Here is a 15,583-nt window from a genome sequence, read left to right on the forward strand (position 1 = left end):
ACTTGGGATTGGAGCCCTATGCCATCAACCAGCAAAATAAAAAGTCCGCACTGAAAATTAGTGCGGACTTCTATCTGACAGCAATATCTGACTGTCTAATGACTACTCTAGGCTGACTGCACCCTGGGAAACAGTTCCGGGCGCATTGTCGCCATGCGCAGCATATGGCGAATGTGCCTACTGGAGATAATACCCACAATACGGCCGTATTCCACCACAGGCAATGCGCTTAATTTTTCATTGCTCAACCGCTGCTGCACATCATACAAATCGGTTGTCAAAGAGACAGGCTCCACATCTTTGGACATAACCGATGCAACGGTTTGGTCCGGGCCATTTTGCTGCAAGGCAGACATCAACTGTTCATTGCCCAAAAAGCCGACATAACTGCCAAAATGAGCGACCGGAAAATCGGTTAAGCCCCTTGCTGTCCAGTTCACCACCTCTCGCAAACTATCGGCAGGCTGCAAAATTGGTACCTGGCTGTTATATGCTTGCTGCACGGTATAGCCCCGCAGTTTTTGGCGGAACTGCACCATCCGTGCCTCTTGGGTCGCTCCAGAATATATGAAGATGGCGATTAACACACTAAAGAATTGGCCATTTAGCAAGCCATAGATGCCAAAAAGCACGGCCAGTGTCCGGCCAATCCCAGCAGCAATTTGAGTGGAACGGCCGTAATCCAACCACATCGCCATCGCAGAGCGCAACACACGTCCCCCATCCATCGGGAAAGCCGGAATCATGTTAAACACGGCTAGAACCACATTGTAGAAGAAGATATAAGAGAATATCGCGCCAAACGTCAGCGAAACGCCACTTGTAAGTGGATTAGACAATGGCAGACCAAATAATAGCGCAATACCACCCATCACAATTGCCAAGGCAACGTTTACCGCTGGGCCAGCCAGCGCAATGACCAATTCCTGCTTCGGTTTGTCTGGCATGTGGCTCAACTGCGCCACACCACCAATTGGCAACAAGACAATGCGCTCTACCGGCACGCCATAATGTAAAGCAGCAAAGCTATGCCCCAGCTCATGCAGGGTCACCAGTACAAATAGCAGCGAGATGACAGTGACACCAAATAACGCCCCCGCTAAACCACCGCCACCCAGCACGCCAAACTGAAACGCTGCCCACAGCAGAATCAGCGGAAATGTCAGGTGAACACGAATATCAATACCGCGTACAGAAAACAGTTTCAACGAGCTGTTCATCGTTAACATCCTTTTTAGAATTCCCAGAGAAGTTGGGTTTCCGCTCTCGATATAACAGAGAATCTTCTCTGGTAGGTTGTTTACTAAATATCTGTCCGAATATTGGCCACAGAGTTCCAGAGAACTTAAAGGTAAAGGTTCATTTCTCAGATTTCTTTTTTCCTCTGTAGCTTTTTCGGATAGATTCTAAGACATTATTGATGATAGCTAAAAACTGTTTAATTTTTGTTAGCACAGGATTAAGGCCAGATGAACGCGAGGCACAACAACCTTGTATTAAAAACAAAAACCTCCACATCAAATGATGTGGAGGCTTTCTGTACGCCCTGAGAGACTCGAACTCCCGACCTTCTGGTTCGTAGCCAGACGCTCTAATCCACTGAGCTAAGGGCGCATACTGATGATTGCTTTCAGCTTTTAAAGGCGGGGAGGAAGGGATTCGAACCCTTGAACGACTTTTACGCCGTTAACCGCTTAGCAGGCGGCCCCAATCGTCCACTCTGGCACCTCCCCTAAAAGCTAGCGTTGCTGCCAGGTAAGGCTTACAATCCATTGGTAAAGTTGAGGCGGAGGGAGAGGGATTCGAACCCTCGGTAGGCTGTTGCCTACTACGGTTTTCAAGACCGTCGCAATCGTCCACTCTGCCATCCCTCCAGGCTGTGGAGGGGGTTTTGCAACCCGGTCGCGGAGTATAACACGCTGATTTTTGCCCGTCAATATAAATTTCCGCCACGTCCTTAACAAAACCTTAACCTAGCTGCCTGTGTCAGATTGTACCGTCTCCATTTATCCGCTATCATTTGCCCCAGCAAATTTCAAGTGAGGCAGCAAATGAGCGATATAGATGCCAATAATGATTTTCTCACCGTCCTGGGTAACGAGCTTAAGCAAGTTTGGCAAGAGATAACCAACGGCTGGCGGCAAACGGCCGTTTCTCTGCGCAATGGGTTCCGTAAACTGCGCCAAGCAGAAATTGATTATGTTGTCGTTGAGATTGGCGGAACTATGCCAGAACGCGCCGAGCCACCCCGCAGCTTCTGGCAGCGGCAGCTGCCGCTGCCAGAACCAGCCCTCAGCATTGAACAGTTGAACAGGCGGCTCACGCGCATCGCCGAAGCGGATAACGTGCGCGGGCTTTTGCTTATCTGCAATGGCATTAGCAGCGGCTCGGCCACCATCCAGAATATCCGCCGGTCGCTGGAGCGGCTGAAGGAGGCAGGCAAGACGGTGGTTGTTTACACACCTTATCTCGACCTGCGCCACTATTATTTAGCCACTGCTGCCGATCGTATCATCGTCCCACCGTCGGCCAGCTTTGAGGCATATGGCCTCCATTCTGAAGCGATGTTTTTGAAACCTGCGCTGGAAAAAGTAGGCATTGGCGTGGAGGCAGTGCAAATTTCCCCCTATAAATCTGCGCCCAACACCTTCATCAAAGAGGAGATTACGCCAGAGCAGCAGGAGCAAATGACGTGGCTGCTAGATGATTTATATGACCAAATTACGGCCGCATTTGCCAACGGCCGTTCCCTTACCCAAACACAAATTCAGGAGCTAATGAACCAGGTTCCCATGACGGCCGAAGCGGCTCTAGCGGCAGGACTGGTAGACGATGTAGCCTACCAGGATGAGCTAGAAACGCTGCTAACCATGCAAAATGAAGCGGAAGCAGAAGCCGAGGCGGAGGATACCCAACTAGAAACAGACGAAACGGCCGAATCTGAAGAAACCCCCAAAGCGACCCTGCTGGATTGGGAAAACGCCAGCCGCCTGCTCGCTGAGAAAGTACGCAAACGGAGCCGCAAATTTATCGGTGTTGTCAGCATGGAGGGGTCAATCATGATGGGCCGCAGCCAAAACCCACCCATCGACCTGCCCATTCCACTGGTAGGCGGCGCGACGGCTGGGGAGCAAACTTTGGTCTACTTGCTGCGACAAGCCGAGCAGCTAGACGACATGGCCGGGCTGATTTTCCACGTGGATTCCCCCGGTGGCTCTGCGCTCGCTTCTGATTTAATTGGCCGCGAGATTCAACGACTGCAAAAGAAAAAGCCCGTTCTCGTCTACATGGGCAATACGGCCGCTTCTGGCGGTTATTACGTCAGTGCCCATGCCAACCATATTATGAGCCAGCCGCTCACCGTTACTGGCTCTATTGGCGTGTTTGCCCTGCGGCTCCATGCGCAGGAGCTTTATAACAAGGTAGGCATCAACCGTGTGGGAATAGACCGGGGCAGCCGCGCCAATCTTTTCAGCGGGATGGCACCACTTACCGACGACGAGCGCGCCGCTTTCCACAACTCGATTGTGGAATCGTACCAGCAGTTTAAGCAGGTGGTCTCTTCCGGGCGTAATTTACCCTACGATGAGCTGGATGAAATTTGCAACGGCCGTGTTTGGACAGGTCGGCAAGCGTTAGACCACAAACTGGTAGACAGCCACGGTGATTTTACGGACGCTGTGCAAAAATTGGCAGAATTGGCCGAGCTGCCCGATCCCGCCAGCCATGACATTCCGGTAATCAATCTATTTGCCAAAAACACGCGCTATGTCACGCCACGGCCGTTTAAAATGGCGGAATCTATAACCAACTTGTTAGCCCCCGATCGCTTGCAGGCATTCAACAACAAGCCGCTTTTCCTTATGCCCTATTCAATCAAGTTCTAGGCTCGCTGTGAAACATGCCCAAAAAGGATTTTGCCGTGAATAACTCCCTTTATGATGTCGCCTTTGTGGGTGCCGGCGTGATGGGTTGTGCCATCGCTACCAACCTTTTGCAGCGAGACCCGCAGCTCAAAATTGCCCTCATCGAGAAAGATTTGAGCTACGAATATTCCTCCACCGTTTTGTCAGACGGCAATAGCCGAGTGCAGTTTAACATTAAAGAAAATATCCAGATGTCGCTGTATGCGCTGGAAGTGCTAGCCAACTTTGCAGAGGATATGGCGGTCGATGGTGAGAAGCCAGAAGTTGGATTTCGGCGGCAAGGCAATTTGTTTCTCACAGATGAATCTGGACTCGCTGAGGTTGAAGCAGGGCTGGCTTTGCAGCAAAGTCTGGGAGGAAATGTTTCTTGGCTTACACCTGATGAAGCCAAGGAGGTTTTTCCGCTGCTAAATATTGAAGACGGGCTATTTGTGGGAGCTACTTTTGGTCGCGACGATGGCACCATGCTGCCCCAAGCGGTGCTGGAAGCGTACAAGAAAAAGGCCGTGAGCCTGGGGGCACATTTAATTGAAGCGGAAGTAACGGCCGTTCGTCATCAAGCAAAACGCGTTACCGGCGTACAGCTTGCCAACGGAGACATTTTGCAGGCGAGCGTGGTTGTAAACAGTGCTGGCGGTTGGGGTACCCAAATTGCCCAAACGTGTGGCGTGAAGCTACCGATGGAGCCAGTGATGCGCCAGGTTTATATCATGGAAACGGCCGTACGCCCCGACAACATTCTCCCCCTTTTGCTGCTCCCCTCTGGCACCTACCTCATTCACGAAGGGCATGGACTGTTCATGTGCGGCCGTTCCTTTGCGGATGATCCCGTCACCACCACCGATTTTAGCTGGCAGCGCAGCCGGTTCGAGGAACGCCTCTGGCCGGAACTGGTTGACTTTTTGCCCACCTTCGATTCCTTGCGCGTAACTGACGGCTGGGCGGGCATTTATGCCGTCAACACCTTTGATGGCAACGCCATTTTGGGCGAATGGCCTGACCTGCAAGGATTTTATCTGGTGAATGGCTTCTCTGGGCATGGGTTCCAGCAGTGCCATGCGGTGGGTCGCTATCTGGCAGAGTGCATTTTGGGGCTGCCGCACTCGCTAGACTTATCCATCTTCTCCCCACGCCGCATTCTGGAAAACGCCCCCGTCTTTGAAAACCAGCAAAAACTCATTTGAGACATTGAGCTAACCTTGTTAACCAGTTAATTGCAGCAGATGCCGCAACCCAATTACACTGCTGCCAATCACTACTCTGGAGGCAACTTCATCATGCTAGAAAGCTTCGAATGTCCCAACTGCCAAGCATCACTGGATTATGATGCCAAATCCCAACCGTTAACCGTGCGCTGCCCATATTGCAGCAGCACGGTCATCGTGCCAGACAATTTACGCAATCAGCGCCAGCCCAACCAACAATCCTCTGATGTGTTGACCGAAGTGGTTCAGTTGGTGGCAAACGGCCGTAAAATTGAGGCGATCAAGCTATTCCGTGAACGGTTTAACGTGGGGCTCAAAGACGCCAAAGAGGTGGTGGATGCCATCGAGCAGCATGAAGACATTCATCTTGGGGGCACTTCCTTCCACACGGCCATCGTGGACGTTTCTACGTATACACCCACAACCACAACACCCCCTGTCCAAACAACAAGCAACCGAGGTGGCTGCTTAATTTTGGGCTTTCTCCTGGCAATTGGCATCTTTGTTGCTATCGGTTTTGTTATTACCACCACAGCACGACAGAGCGGTGCGACTTCAGAATTCGCCCAGGAAATTCAAGAGTTCCAGGAGACAAGTTCAGCAATAATTGAGGAAGAATTTACTGTGGTTGAAACTGTGGTAGCAGCCACGCAAGCTCCGCAGTTTGCTGAAGTGGTGCTGCGGATTGGCGGTGAAGAGGGCACTGGCCCTGGCTTTTTCAACGACACGCGCCGCCTGGCCATTGATGGGGCTGGCAATATTTATACGGGTGATTATAGCGGCGGCCGTATTCAGGTTTTTGATGAAAATGGCGACTTTTTAACCACTTGGAATGCTGGCCAAGATTTGTACCTGGCTGGCATTGCCGCCAATCGAGCCGACACCGTCTACATCATCAAAACTGCTGACATTGAAATGTTCAACGGCCTGACGGGCGAATCTCTAGGCACACTAACACTGCCCGGCGAGAGAACTTTCTTTAGAACGGCCGCTTCCGGCCCAGACGGCTCTGTTTACTTCATTGCCAAAGATAGGCTGGTGCGCTTAGACAATAACGGCAACATCACGCTGGACCTCACCGATCCGTTCGCTAACATCCCTGACTTTGCTACCACTCAAGAAGACGCCGCCATTGACGGCGCGGGCAACATTTACGTGCTGGGCAGCGAAACAATCTATAAGCTCAATGCCGAGGGGTTATTTGTGGATCAAATTGGCAGTAAGGGAGAGGCTGAAGATCAATTTTTCACCTCGCCTCGTTCAATTGCAGTTGATGGTCAGGGCCGTATTTTTGTGGATGATTTTTGGGGTATAAAGGTGTTTGAGGGAAACGGCCGTTACATCACAACCTTGGAAAACCCCGGCGTCAGCTTCGACATGCTGTTCAACGACGACAACGAGCTGCTAGTGATGGACCGCAACAGCAACGAACTGCGCAAATACCAGCTCAACCAGTAATCAGTGTTCAGTAGGCCAGTATTCGGTCTGATTACTGACCTACTGATTACTGAACACTCAATCTCCCGCTTCTGCCTGAGCCTCAATCTCCGTCTCTGGCTCAGGCTCTTTTTCTAGCTCCACCTCTTTCAGCGCAATGCGAAAATAGCCTTCGGCATATTTGTAGCCCACACGCTTGCCAGTTTCAGCCGCCCATTCCCGCATGCGCTCTTCTGGGTCCCAATCCCCAAGCTGGCTTACATGCTTACGCAAGGCTGCAATCTTCGTGTCGATGGATTCTGTAATGTCGATGTACATATTCGCTTCGCGCCGCCCAAACGAGATGTACACATAGTTTACCTTGTGCGGCTCATAGCCTTCTTCTACCAGCTCTGGGAACAACAAGGGGGAATCGCCAGAAGGGAAGACCGCTTCCAATGCCACCTGCCCGGCATTGCGATGATCCGGGTGGTTTATGTAGCCATCGCTGTAGAAAAACTGGGGATCACCACAAACGACCACGTTGGGTTTATGCGCGCGAATGAGCCGAACGAGCTTCTTGCGTAATTCAAGAGTTGGTTGTAGACGGCCGTCCGGCTCCCCCATAAACAAGCAGCGGGCCACCCCGGCTACTTCGGCCGCCTCGCTTTGTTCCCGGCGGCGAATTTCGGCTAATTTTTCGGCCGTCATGCCGTCCTCACGGCTGCCAATATTGCCATCGGTCAGCACAATGTAGGTGATCTCGCTGCCGTGTTTGGCCCACTTTGCGGCCGTTCCCGCCGAGCCAAACTCAATATCATCGGGATGGGCAAAAATGAACATAGCCCGTTCTGGAATGTAATCATTGGCGTTTGTCATGCGCTTTTCTCCCCATTTTGTTGCGGCAAGGGCGTCACGGTAAAGCGGCGAAACGCTTCTGCGTAGGCCAAACCCACCTGTTTGCCAATGGTCGCTGCCCGGTCCCGCAGGCGATCAGAGTAATCTTTATCTCCAATTTGGCTTTTGTGTGCCTTAAGTGCCAGCCACTTTGTGTCTAAAGATTCAGACACATCCTCATAATGGTTCAGATTTTCGTCCGTCACAACGTAGACAAAGTTCACTTTGTGGGGGGTAATGCCTTCTGCCTCAAATTCCGGGTAAAGCAGCCGCATCTCGCTGGCGGGGAACACGGCATCCAATGCCGCTCGACCGGCGGCGCGATGGTCGGGATGGTTAAGCCTTTCGCCTCGGAAAAACATATTGGGGTCGCCACACACGACTGCATTCGGCTTATGCTTTCGGATTAATTTGACCAACTTTTTTCGCAACGTCAGGGTTGGTTCCAATGATCCATCATCAAATCCCAAAAAGATGCAGTTGGCCGCTCCAGCCACTTTGGCCGCCGCAGCCTGCTCCTGCCGCCGAATTTGTCCAATCTGCTCACGGGTCATCCCTGGTTCATGGGAACCAACGTTGCCATCGGTGATAACGACGTAGGTGTTTTCGCAGCCGTGACTAGCCCATTTTGCGGCCGTTCCGGCGACGCTAAACTCAATGTCATCTGGGTGGGCAAAAATAAACATCGCCCGCTCAGGAATATAATTATTCATTTCTCTGTGTTTGCCTCCATAGTGATTTACCGGAGCGGATTATACCGGACTCAATTCCACTTGCGAATGATCGAAGAACCAGGCTCAGGAACGCATTAGAGAAACGGCCGTTTCCCACCCAAGCACACCTGCAACCGAAAACTATTGACAGGAAAACAAGGTTTGGATATGATATGACCTCAAGGTCATATGACCTAAAAGTCACAGAGACGAGGCGACCCTATGCCTAAAGGCACTTTTCTAAATTTACCAGAACTAAAACGACAGCTAATTGAAGAAGCCGCCTTAGATGAATTTGCTACCTGGGGGTTTGACAATGCCAGCATCAATCGCATTGTCGCCGACTGTCAAATTGCCAAAGGCAGTTTCTATCAATACTTTGAAGACAAAAAAGATTTATACAAGCATCTGTTGAGCTGTATCGCGCACAAGAAAATTGAGTACATCTCGCCTGTGTTACAAAACCCGATGGCCCACGATTTTTTTACCGTCTTACAAGAAATGTATCGCTCAGGGTTGGCATTCGCCCAGGAAAATCCCAAAGCTGCGCTTATTGGCAACCAGGTTTTTAAAAATCGGGAGCATCCGATTCATAGAGAAGTATTTGATGAAAGTAAGGAAACGGCCGTTGCCTTCTACCAAAACTTAATCGCCCTCGCAATAGAAAGAGGCGAGTTACGCACTGACATTGATGTGAGATTCATGATTCACATTTTAATGTCACTCAACGTAGCCACGTTTGAATATTACTTTGAAGTCGTTAAAGGCGCTGACTTTAATATAACCAAAATTGACGAGGACATCATGGAAACCGTCAATCTGTTCATCGACTTTATTAGAAGAGGGATCAGCGACCCGATTGGAGAAAAAATATGATGATTAAAGTAGAAAGCCTTTTTCATTCTTACAACAATGATGAGAATTATGCCGTCAAAGACGCCAGCTTTGAAATCCCTAAAGGGGAAGTATTTGGCTTTCTTGGCCCTTCTGGTGCAGGCAAATCCACCACGCAAGGCATTTTAACGGGGCTGCTGCCCTTGCAAAAAGGGAACGTAACCGTGGCTGGTTATGATGTTAAAAACATCTCCCGCAAAATGTTCAACAACATTGGCATGTCTTTTGAACAATCCAACGTGTACAGCAAAATGACCGCCAAAGAAAATCTTGATTTCTACAAGAAGCTATTTGATGTAGAAACCCGAGACTCTGAAGAGCTGATCAAGCTGGTTGGCCTGAATGGCAAGGAAAACGTGCGTGCTGGCGAATTCTCCAAAGGGATGAAGCACCGCCTCACCTTTGCCCGCTCCATGATCAACAATCCAGAGCTGTGGTTTTTGGACGAACCCACTACCGGGCTTGATCCAGCCATTGCCGCCGACATCAAAGACATCATTCGGGCCGAGAATAAAAAAGGCGTGACTATCTTTTTAACCACGCATAACATGTTCATCGCTGACGAACTGTGTGATCGGGTCGCTTTCATTATTGATGGCGAAATCAAGCTGATTGATTCGCCCAAAAATTTAAAGTTGGCCTACGGCGAACAGCTAGTTGAAGTGGAATACCAGAAAAATGGGAATGTTGTGACCGAAATCTTCTCTACAATTCTGGAAGAGGACAAAGTGCGTCTGCAACAAGTGATTGGCAATAACGAAATTCAATCAATGCATACCAAAGAGGCTACCCTTGAAGAGATTTTCATCAAGGTGACAGGCAGGGGGTTGGAATAGCATGAAACTTTGGCATAGTTTTGTTAAAGAGCTTGTTCTCGCCTCGCGCAGCTTTTATTTTTACATTGAGCTGTTCATGGCGTTCATTTTTCTGTTTTTGCTCCTATTTGTGATTCCAGAGCAATTCAACAGCAAGTCGGATGAGTATGTGTATTGGGATATGCCCGAAGCTGGGCGGGATCTGCTGGCTGAACAGGCATTGGATGCCGACGAGAATGGCGTAGCTGAAACCGTAGCACTTGAATATAACGGTGAGTCGGTATCTGCCACGCTTTATTCAACTGAAACACAGAATATTTATGTACTTGGTGATCGGGAAACGGCCGTAAATCTTGCCGACGAAGAAAGAGCCTTTGCCGCAATCGTACACATGGATGATGTCGGTGAGGTTACCTACACCTACTATCTGCAAGGGTATGAAACGGAGCGTTTACGCAACACCTACCGCGTTTTTCATAACGAAGACACAGACATTCTTGCCGATGCGTTTGACAACCAGGATGTACGTTCACTGGAAACCGAGCATGTCCTGCTGACAGATCGAGAAAATGTCATTCCTTCTTTCCTTACCTTCAACGGCAGCTTGATGGGGCTGTTTATCATTGCCTCCTACATCTTCCTGGACAAAAAAGAAGGCGTGATTAAGGCATATGCCGTGACGGCATCATCAGTATGGCAATATTTAATGAGCAAAATGGGCATCATTATGCTCACCAGCACCGTTACCAGCTTGCTGATCGTCATTCCTGTTATGGGCTTGCAGCCAAATTACCTACTCATGCTCGTCTTTCTACTGGCAACAGGCTTTGCTGCCTCGGCACTGGGCCTGGTGCTAACCAGTTATTACGACAATATTCAGCAAGCATTTGGTATGCTCTATGTGCTGATTATTGCTTTGATGCTGCCCAATGTCGCCTATTTCATTCCCAGTTGGAACCCAACCTGGATCACATTCATTCCCACCTACCCCATGCTGGAAGGGTTTAAGGAAATCCTGCTGACTAATTCAAACGTTTCTTATGTGTTGCTAGCCTCATCGGGATTTCTTGTCGCCGGGATTGCTCTGTTCTTATTTGCTAATGTCCGCTTCAAAAAGACGCTGACAATTTAAGGGGATTATTATGTTGAAAAAAATATGGGTCATTTTTATGCGGGACATCAAAGTTAATCTGCGTGACTTTATTAGTTTGTATATTTTGCTTGTGCCGGTCATTTTTGCGGTAGGCATCAGGCTATTGGTGCCAAGCGTCAATGACACCACGGTCGATCTGGCCTTGCTCGAGGGCGACAATCCAGAAATGGTGACGTACCTGGAGCAGTTTGCCAATGTTGAGCTGTTTGCAGATGTTGATGCGGTAGAAGAACGGCTAGAACGGCGAGACAATATTGTGGCTATTTTGCCGGAGGGGGATGATTATTTCATCTTGACGCAGGGGAACGAGCCGGAATCGGTGGTTGAGTTTGCTAAGCTGCTCAACAGTTACCATGAGTTGGACCTGGAAGTAGAGAATACAACGGCCGTAATCGAAACATTCGGCCGTACAGAATCACCCCTCAAAAAGCTGTTGGTGAACATCATGATCTTGATGACCTCGGTGCTGGCGGGGATGCTCATTTCCATCAACATTGTGGAAGAGAAGGTGGATAATACCGTCAGCGCCATCAACGTCAGCCCTATCTCTCGCGTGGGCTTCATTCTGGGCAAAAGCATGAGCGGCATGTTCCTGGCTATTTATGGCGCAGTGGCCATCCTCTGGATCACTGGCTTCTCTGATGTAAACCTGGGCCAGATTGCCCTGGCAATCGTCTCAGTCACGTTGCTCAGTATTCTGGTAGGCTTCATTGAAGGCATCAACAACGATGACGTGATGAACGCTGCCGCAGGCATCAAACTGCTATTTTTACCGCTGGCAGCAGGCGTTGCCGCCGCCGAACTGTTGAGTGAACAGTGGCAGGCATTGGCCTATTGGATTCCTTTCTACTGGACGTACAAGGGCAATGACGCGATTTTGTCCTACAGTGCCAGTTGGCCGCAGATTATTAGCTATACGGCAATTGTTCTGGCTTTGTGTGGGGCTGTCTATTATTTCTTAGCGCCCAAAATCCAAAAGGGTCTCGCGTAGAGACGTTGCAATGCAACGTCTCTACACAATATTCAGGAGAGAAAAGATGAATTGGTATCCGTTATTAGGTTTATTGGCTTTTGCCTATGCTGGGCTGGTTATTTATTTGGCTGCCACCAAAAAACCCGCCGCCATCTGGAACATGGGCAAAATTCAGGCTTTTATCAAAGTTTTAGGTGAAAAAGGCACCGTCACCTTTTTTTACATCTGGGGTGCCCTCTTTGCTGCTTTGGGCATCTGGCTGTTTACTTTGTAATTCAACAACCACTTTCCCCGACAGATATTGCCAAGACGCCCCGATTTGTGGCTCAATCCTCAATCGGGGTGTCTTTTGTTTCTGTAGGCGGCAACAATGCCTGCTTTGGACGGTAATATTAGGCTCATCTGTTACCATAGTACCAACAAACTCCATATAAACAGGTAGATTCGGTTGTGTTATACTTATGTCACCCCGTAGCACAAAGCTGGCGCGACCCGCTGATCGGACGGCAACCCAGCGGTCAGCAAAAACTTTATGGGCAAAACAGAGAAACGGCCGTTCCCAACCTATCGCGCCACTGCTGCACCACACCTTATGATGCCCCCGGCCAAAAAGAGAGGATTTCCCTATGACCTGGTTCCAACAGGATGTAGATGCCACCTTACAAAAACTGAACAGCGACGCAAAATCTGGCCTTAGTGCCAATGAAGCCCAAAAACGACTCAACCAATATGGTTTAAATGAACTAATAGAAAAAGGCACCAAAAGCCCGTGGCTGATCTTGCTCGATCAGCTAAAGGATGTCATGGTCATTATCTTGATCATTGCCGCCATTGTGTCGGGCTACCTGGGCGACTTCAAAGATGTTGTCGTCATTTTAGCCATCGTTATTCTGAATGCCGCCATTGGTTTTTCGCAAGAGTACCGGGCAGAACAAGCCATTGCCGCCCTCAAAAAGCTGGCGGTGCCCACTGTGAAGGTGCGGCGTGACGGCCAGCTCGTCGAAATTTCTGCCCGCGAACTGGTGCCAGGAGATATTGTGCTTTTGGAAGCAGGTAATTTGGTGCCCGCAGACGGCCGTCTCCTCGAAAGCATCAATCTAAAGGTAGAAGAAGCCGCCCTCACGGGTGAATCAGAGGCAGTCTCCAAAATTAGTGAGTCCCTCAATGAAGAAGATTTGCCCATTGGCGACCGCAAAAATATGGTCTTTATGGGCACGGTGATTACATATGGTCGCGGTACGGCCGTTATCACCGAAACCGGCATGAACACCGAGCTAGGCAACATCGCCGAGCTAATCCAGGGTGTAGAGCAAGAGCAAACCCCACTCCAGCGACGCCTGGATGATTTGGGCAAGCGACTGGCCTGGGTGGCCCTAGCCATTGTCGGCGTTGTGATTATCACCGGGTTTATCTTTCGTGACCCCACCCAAGAACTGAGGGAAACTTTTGAACTGCTGTTTCTCACTGGCATCAGTATGGCTGTGGCGGCCGTGCCAGAAGGGCTGCCCGCTGTTGTCACCATCACCCTGGCACTTGGCTCTCAGCGAATGCTCAAGCGCAACGCCCTTATTCGCAAGCTGCCCGCCGTAGAAACCTTAGGCTCCGTCACCGTCATCTGCTCAGACAAAACCGGCACCCTCACCGAAAACAAAATGACAGTGACGGTGGTAGATGTAACCGACCGCAAAGAAACCTTTGAAACGCTGCGCGACAAAAAAGGAGCCATCATTGATGCCGAGCTAGACGAAGATTTGGCCGCCTACCATCGTACCCAAAGCTTGTTGCTCAAGGCTGGAGCCTTATGTAACGATGCTATCTTGCAAACGGAAGACGGTGTCGAACGCGCCATCGGCGATCCCACTGAGGGTGCGCTGGTCGTAGCTGCATCAATGATTGGCTACTCCAAGAATGAACTTGACCAACGGTGGCCCCGCGTTGATGAAGTCCCCTTTACCTCAGAACGAAAGCGCATGACCACCATTCATAAAGTGGAGGTTGATAAAGATGATACCGAAGCCCCCTGGAGCGGATCGCAATACGTCGCCTTCACCAAAGGGGCGGTAGACAGCCTGCTGGAAATATCTGACCGCATCTGGACAGGTAAAAACAAAGAGTTTCAGAAGCTGAACGATAAGTGGCGTGAGCGCATTTTGGAGGGGAATGCGCGGATGGCGCGAGAGGGACGGCGGGTTCTCGCCATTGCCTTCCGGCCTCTGGAACACCAAGATGATGTACGAGAAAACAACGCCATTTTGATTGGCCTGGTAGGCATGATTGATCCGCCGCGACCTGAAGTGAAAACGGCCGTTGCCACCGCCAAACAAGCCGGTATTCGCCCCGTCATGATCACCGGCGATCATCCACTCACCGCCCAAAACATTGCCAAAGATTTAGACATCACCCAAAACGACAAGAATCTCACTGGTTACGAATTAGCCAAGATGGATACACAGGCTTTGAAAGGGAAGGTGGAAGATATTTCCGTCTATGCCCGCGTGTCGCCAGAGCATAAGCTGAACATTGTCGAAGCGTTGCAAGACAAAGGGCATATTGTGGCGATGACGGGCGACGGCGTGAACGATGCCCCCGCCCTCAAGCGAGCTGACATCGGCGTCGCAATGGGCATTACCGGCACAGATGTATCCAAAGAAGCAGCTGACATGGTGCTGCTGGACGATAACTTTGCCACCATCGTAGCCGCCGTGGAAGAGGGCCGCAAAATCTTCGACAACATCCGCAAATTTGTGAAGTACACCCTCTCCAGCAACACGGGCGAGCTGTTTGTCATGCTCATTGGACCATTTTTGGGAATGCCGCTGCCGCTGCTGCCGCTGCAAATCTTGTGGATCAACCTGGTAACTGACGGCTTGCCAGGACTGGCTCTGGCCGTTGAGGAAGGCGAGCGGGGCATCATGAAACGCTCCCCCTTCCATCCCACAGAGAGCATTTTTAGCCGGGGCCTGGGCAAGCAAATCTTGTGGATTGGCATTTTGATGGGACTGATTTCGTTGGGAGTTGGCTATCTTTACTGGCGACAAGACCCAGAGGGGCCATGGCAAACGATGGTATTTACCACGCTTACCCTGGCGCAGATGGGCAATGCCCTGGCAACACGCTCTAATATTGATTCCATTTTCAAGATCGGCTTCTTTTCCAATCGGCTAATGCTGCTGGCTGTTTCCGTGACGTTCATTCTGCAAATGATGCTGATTTATGTACCGTTTTTGCGAACGTTCTTTGAAACCGATCCATTGCCGCTCCCCGATTTGTTGATTGCCTTGGCAACGAGCCTGGTGGTATTCGCGGCTGTGGAAATTTCTAAGCAATTTAAGCCAAGTTCAGAGTTCGCAGATGACAGGTAGCAGCCGTAACTCGTCACGCGTAAGATCCAATGATGACTTTTTGGCTTGGTGGGTGTAGGCCATCAGATTCAGTTTGAAGCCGTACTCAGGATAAATAATGCTGGAAACGGCCGTTCTCACATCGTTCATTCAGGCAGGAGAGGTGTGTCCAAGCCGTATGAGGTCGGGCGGGTACAAATGTGCTTGCCTGACCTTTTTGTTGCCTGTTGATTATTCCTCTTTTGCAAGG

The 15,583-nt window shown here is 50.2% G+C and carries 14 protein-coding genes and 3 tRNA genes; 10 read left to right on the forward strand and 7 right to left on the reverse strand.

Going from position 1 to position 15,583, the window contains the following annotated elements; translation table 11 throughout:
* Positions 1 to 107: 107 nt before the first annotated feature.
* The 4 genes from ACOQPU_RS08765 to ACOQPU_RS08780 all read right to left on the reverse strand — a co-directional run bounded on the left by ACOQPU_RS08765 (position 108) and on the right by ACOQPU_RS08780 (position 1,874).
* The gene (locus ACOQPU_RS08765) at positions 108 to 1,220 is read right to left on the reverse strand and encodes a site-2 protease family protein (protein ID WP_420644749.1); all 1,113 of its coding nucleotides are present in this window, start codon (positions 1,218 to 1,220) and stop codon (positions 108 to 110) included.
* Between the two features lie 320 nt (positions 1,221 to 1,540).
* A tRNA-Arg gene (locus tag ACOQPU_RS08770) sits at positions 1,541 to 1,614 on the reverse strand.
* A gap of 30 nt (positions 1,615 to 1,644) precedes the next feature.
* Positions 1,645 to 1,733: transfer RNA gene (locus tag ACOQPU_RS08775), tRNA-Ser, on the reverse strand.
* 54 nt (positions 1,734 to 1,787) lie between these two features.
* Positions 1,788 to 1,874, reverse strand: a tRNA-Ser gene (locus tag ACOQPU_RS08780).
* Between the two features lie 177 nt (positions 1,875 to 2,051).
* Between ACOQPU_RS08780 and sppA the strand changes: the two genes are divergently transcribed.
* The 3 genes from sppA (at position 2,052) to ACOQPU_RS08795 (ending at position 6,589) form a co-directional block, all read left to right on the forward strand.
* A complete protein-coding gene (sppA, locus tag ACOQPU_RS08785; RefSeq protein ID WP_420644750.1) occupies positions 2,052 to 3,887 on the forward strand; it encodes a signal peptide peptidase SppA in 1,836 nt (611 codons plus the stop codon).
* Between the two features lie 35 nt (positions 3,888 to 3,922).
* Positions 3,923 to 5,110, forward strand: a complete 1,188-nt coding sequence (locus tag ACOQPU_RS08790) for an NAD(P)/FAD-dependent oxidoreductase (RefSeq protein ID WP_420644751.1) — start codon at positions 3,923 to 3,925, stop codon at positions 5,108 to 5,110.
* A 93-nt stretch (positions 5,111 to 5,203) separates the two neighbouring features.
* On the forward strand, positions 5,204 to 6,589 hold the full coding sequence (locus ACOQPU_RS08795; RefSeq protein ID WP_420644752.1) for a hypothetical protein: 1,386 nt from the start codon (positions 5,204 to 5,206) through the stop codon (positions 6,587 to 6,589).
* Between the two features lie 57 nt (positions 6,590 to 6,646).
* Here the strand turns inward: ACOQPU_RS08795 and ACOQPU_RS08800 are convergent, their stop codons facing one another.
* Complete coding sequence (locus ACOQPU_RS08800; RefSeq protein ID WP_420644753.1) at positions 6,647 to 7,426, reverse strand: PIG-L deacetylase family protein; 780 nt, start codon at positions 7,424 to 7,426, stop codon at positions 6,647 to 6,649.
* Positions 7,423 to 8,157 (reverse strand): PIG-L deacetylase family protein, encoded by a 735-nt coding sequence (locus ACOQPU_RS08805; protein WP_420644754.1) that lies wholly within the window; start codon positions 8,155 to 8,157, stop codon positions 7,423 to 7,425. Before ACOQPU_RS08805 ends, ACOQPU_RS08800 begins: the two co-directional genes overlap by 4 nt.
* A gap of 222 nt (positions 8,158 to 8,379) precedes the next feature.
* Between ACOQPU_RS08805 and ACOQPU_RS08810 the strand changes: the two genes are divergently transcribed.
* From ACOQPU_RS08810 to ACOQPU_RS08840, 7 genes are all read left to right on the forward strand, one after another.
* Positions 8,380 to 9,033 (forward strand): TetR/AcrR family transcriptional regulator, encoded by a 654-nt coding sequence (locus ACOQPU_RS08810; protein ID WP_420644755.1) that lies wholly within the window; start codon positions 8,380 to 8,382, stop codon positions 9,031 to 9,033.
* On the forward strand, positions 9,030 to 9,887 hold the full coding sequence (locus ACOQPU_RS08815; protein ID WP_420644756.1) for an ABC transporter ATP-binding protein: 858 nt from the start codon (positions 9,030 to 9,032) through the stop codon (positions 9,885 to 9,887). The genes ACOQPU_RS08810 and ACOQPU_RS08815 overlap by 4 nt, the downstream gene beginning before the upstream one ends.
* Before the next feature lies 1 nt (position 9,888).
* A complete protein-coding gene (locus ACOQPU_RS08820) occupies positions 9,889 to 10,998 on the forward strand; it encodes an ABC transporter permease (RefSeq protein WP_420644757.1) in 1,110 nt (369 codons plus the stop codon).
* A gap of 10 nt (positions 10,999 to 11,008) precedes the next feature.
* The gene (locus ACOQPU_RS08825) at positions 11,009 to 12,010 is read left to right on the forward strand and encodes an ABC transporter permease (RefSeq protein WP_420644758.1); all 1,002 of its coding nucleotides are present in this window, start codon (positions 11,009 to 11,011) and stop codon (positions 12,008 to 12,010) included.
* Between the two features lie 46 nt (positions 12,011 to 12,056).
* Entirely contained in the window at positions 12,057 to 12,266 is a 210-nt protein-coding gene (locus ACOQPU_RS08830) for a hypothetical protein (RefSeq protein ID WP_420644759.1), read from the forward strand.
* 176 nt (positions 12,267 to 12,442) lie between these two features.
* Positions 12,443 to 12,622, forward strand: coding sequence for a hypothetical protein (locus ACOQPU_RS08835; protein ID WP_420644760.1), 180 nt, complete (start codon positions 12,443 to 12,445; stop codon positions 12,620 to 12,622).
* Positions 12,619 to 15,354: a calcium-translocating P-type ATPase, PMCA-type gene (locus ACOQPU_RS08840; protein WP_420644761.1), complete on the forward strand. Its 2,736-nt coding sequence runs from the start codon at positions 12,619 to 12,621 to the stop codon at positions 15,352 to 15,354. The genes ACOQPU_RS08835 and ACOQPU_RS08840 overlap by 4 nt, the downstream gene beginning before the upstream one ends.
* Here ACOQPU_RS08840 and ACOQPU_RS08845 read toward each other — a convergent pair.
* Positions 15,331 to 15,483 carry a hypothetical protein gene (locus ACOQPU_RS08845; RefSeq protein WP_420644762.1) on the reverse strand — a complete coding sequence of 51 codons (153 nt, stop codon included), beginning with the start codon at positions 15,481 to 15,483 and terminating at the stop codon, positions 15,331 to 15,333. The two genes, ACOQPU_RS08840 and ACOQPU_RS08845, sit on opposite strands and share 24 nt — an antisense overlap.
* Between the last annotated feature and the right edge of the window lie 100 nt (positions 15,484 to 15,583).

It is taken from the genome of Candidatus Leptofilum sp., assembly GCF_965223285.1.
Taxonomy (GTDB): domain Bacteria; phylum Chloroflexota; class Anaerolineae; order Promineifilales; family Promineifilaceae; genus Leptofilum.

Excerpts from the sequence above, each read along its gene's own strand:
- ACOQPU_RS08830 (WP_420644759.1), top strand. The coding sequence starts at position 12,057 with ATGAATTGGTATCCGTTATTAGGTTTATTGGCTTTTGCCTATGCTGGG.
- ACOQPU_RS08765 (WP_420644749.1), bottom strand. The coding sequence starts at position 1,220 with ATGAACAGCTCGTTGAAACTGTTTTCTGTACGCGGTATTGATATTCGT.
- ACOQPU_RS08800 (WP_420644753.1), bottom strand. The coding sequence starts at position 7,426 with ATGACAAACGCCAATGATTACATTCCAGAACGGGCTATGTTCATTTTT.
- sppA (WP_420644750.1), top strand. The coding sequence starts at position 2,052 with ATGAGCGATATAGATGCCAATAATGATTTTCTCACCGTCCTGGGTAAC.
- ACOQPU_RS08815 (WP_420644756.1), top strand. The coding sequence starts at position 9,030 with ATGATGATTAAAGTAGAAAGCCTTTTTCATTCTTACAACAATGATGAG.
- ACOQPU_RS08840 (WP_420644761.1), top strand. The coding sequence starts at position 12,619 with ATGACCTGGTTCCAACAGGATGTAGATGCCACCTTACAAAAACTGAAC.
- ACOQPU_RS08810 (WP_420644755.1), top strand. The coding sequence starts at position 8,380 with ATGCCTAAAGGCACTTTTCTAAATTTACCAGAACTAAAACGACAGCTA.
- ACOQPU_RS08795 (WP_420644752.1), top strand. The coding sequence starts at position 5,204 with ATGCTAGAAAGCTTCGAATGTCCCAACTGCCAAGCATCACTGGATTAT.
- ACOQPU_RS08845 (WP_420644762.1), bottom strand. The coding sequence starts at position 15,483 with ATGAACGATGTGAGAACGGCCGTTTCCAGCATTATTTATCCTGAGTAC.
- ACOQPU_RS08805 (WP_420644754.1), bottom strand. The coding sequence starts at position 8,157 with ATGAATAATTATATTCCTGAGCGGGCGATGTTTATTTTTGCCCACCCA.
- ACOQPU_RS08820 (WP_420644757.1), top strand. The coding sequence starts at position 9,889 with ATGAAACTTTGGCATAGTTTTGTTAAAGAGCTTGTTCTCGCCTCGCGC.
- ACOQPU_RS08825 (WP_420644758.1), top strand. The coding sequence starts at position 11,009 with ATGTTGAAAAAAATATGGGTCATTTTTATGCGGGACATCAAAGTTAAT.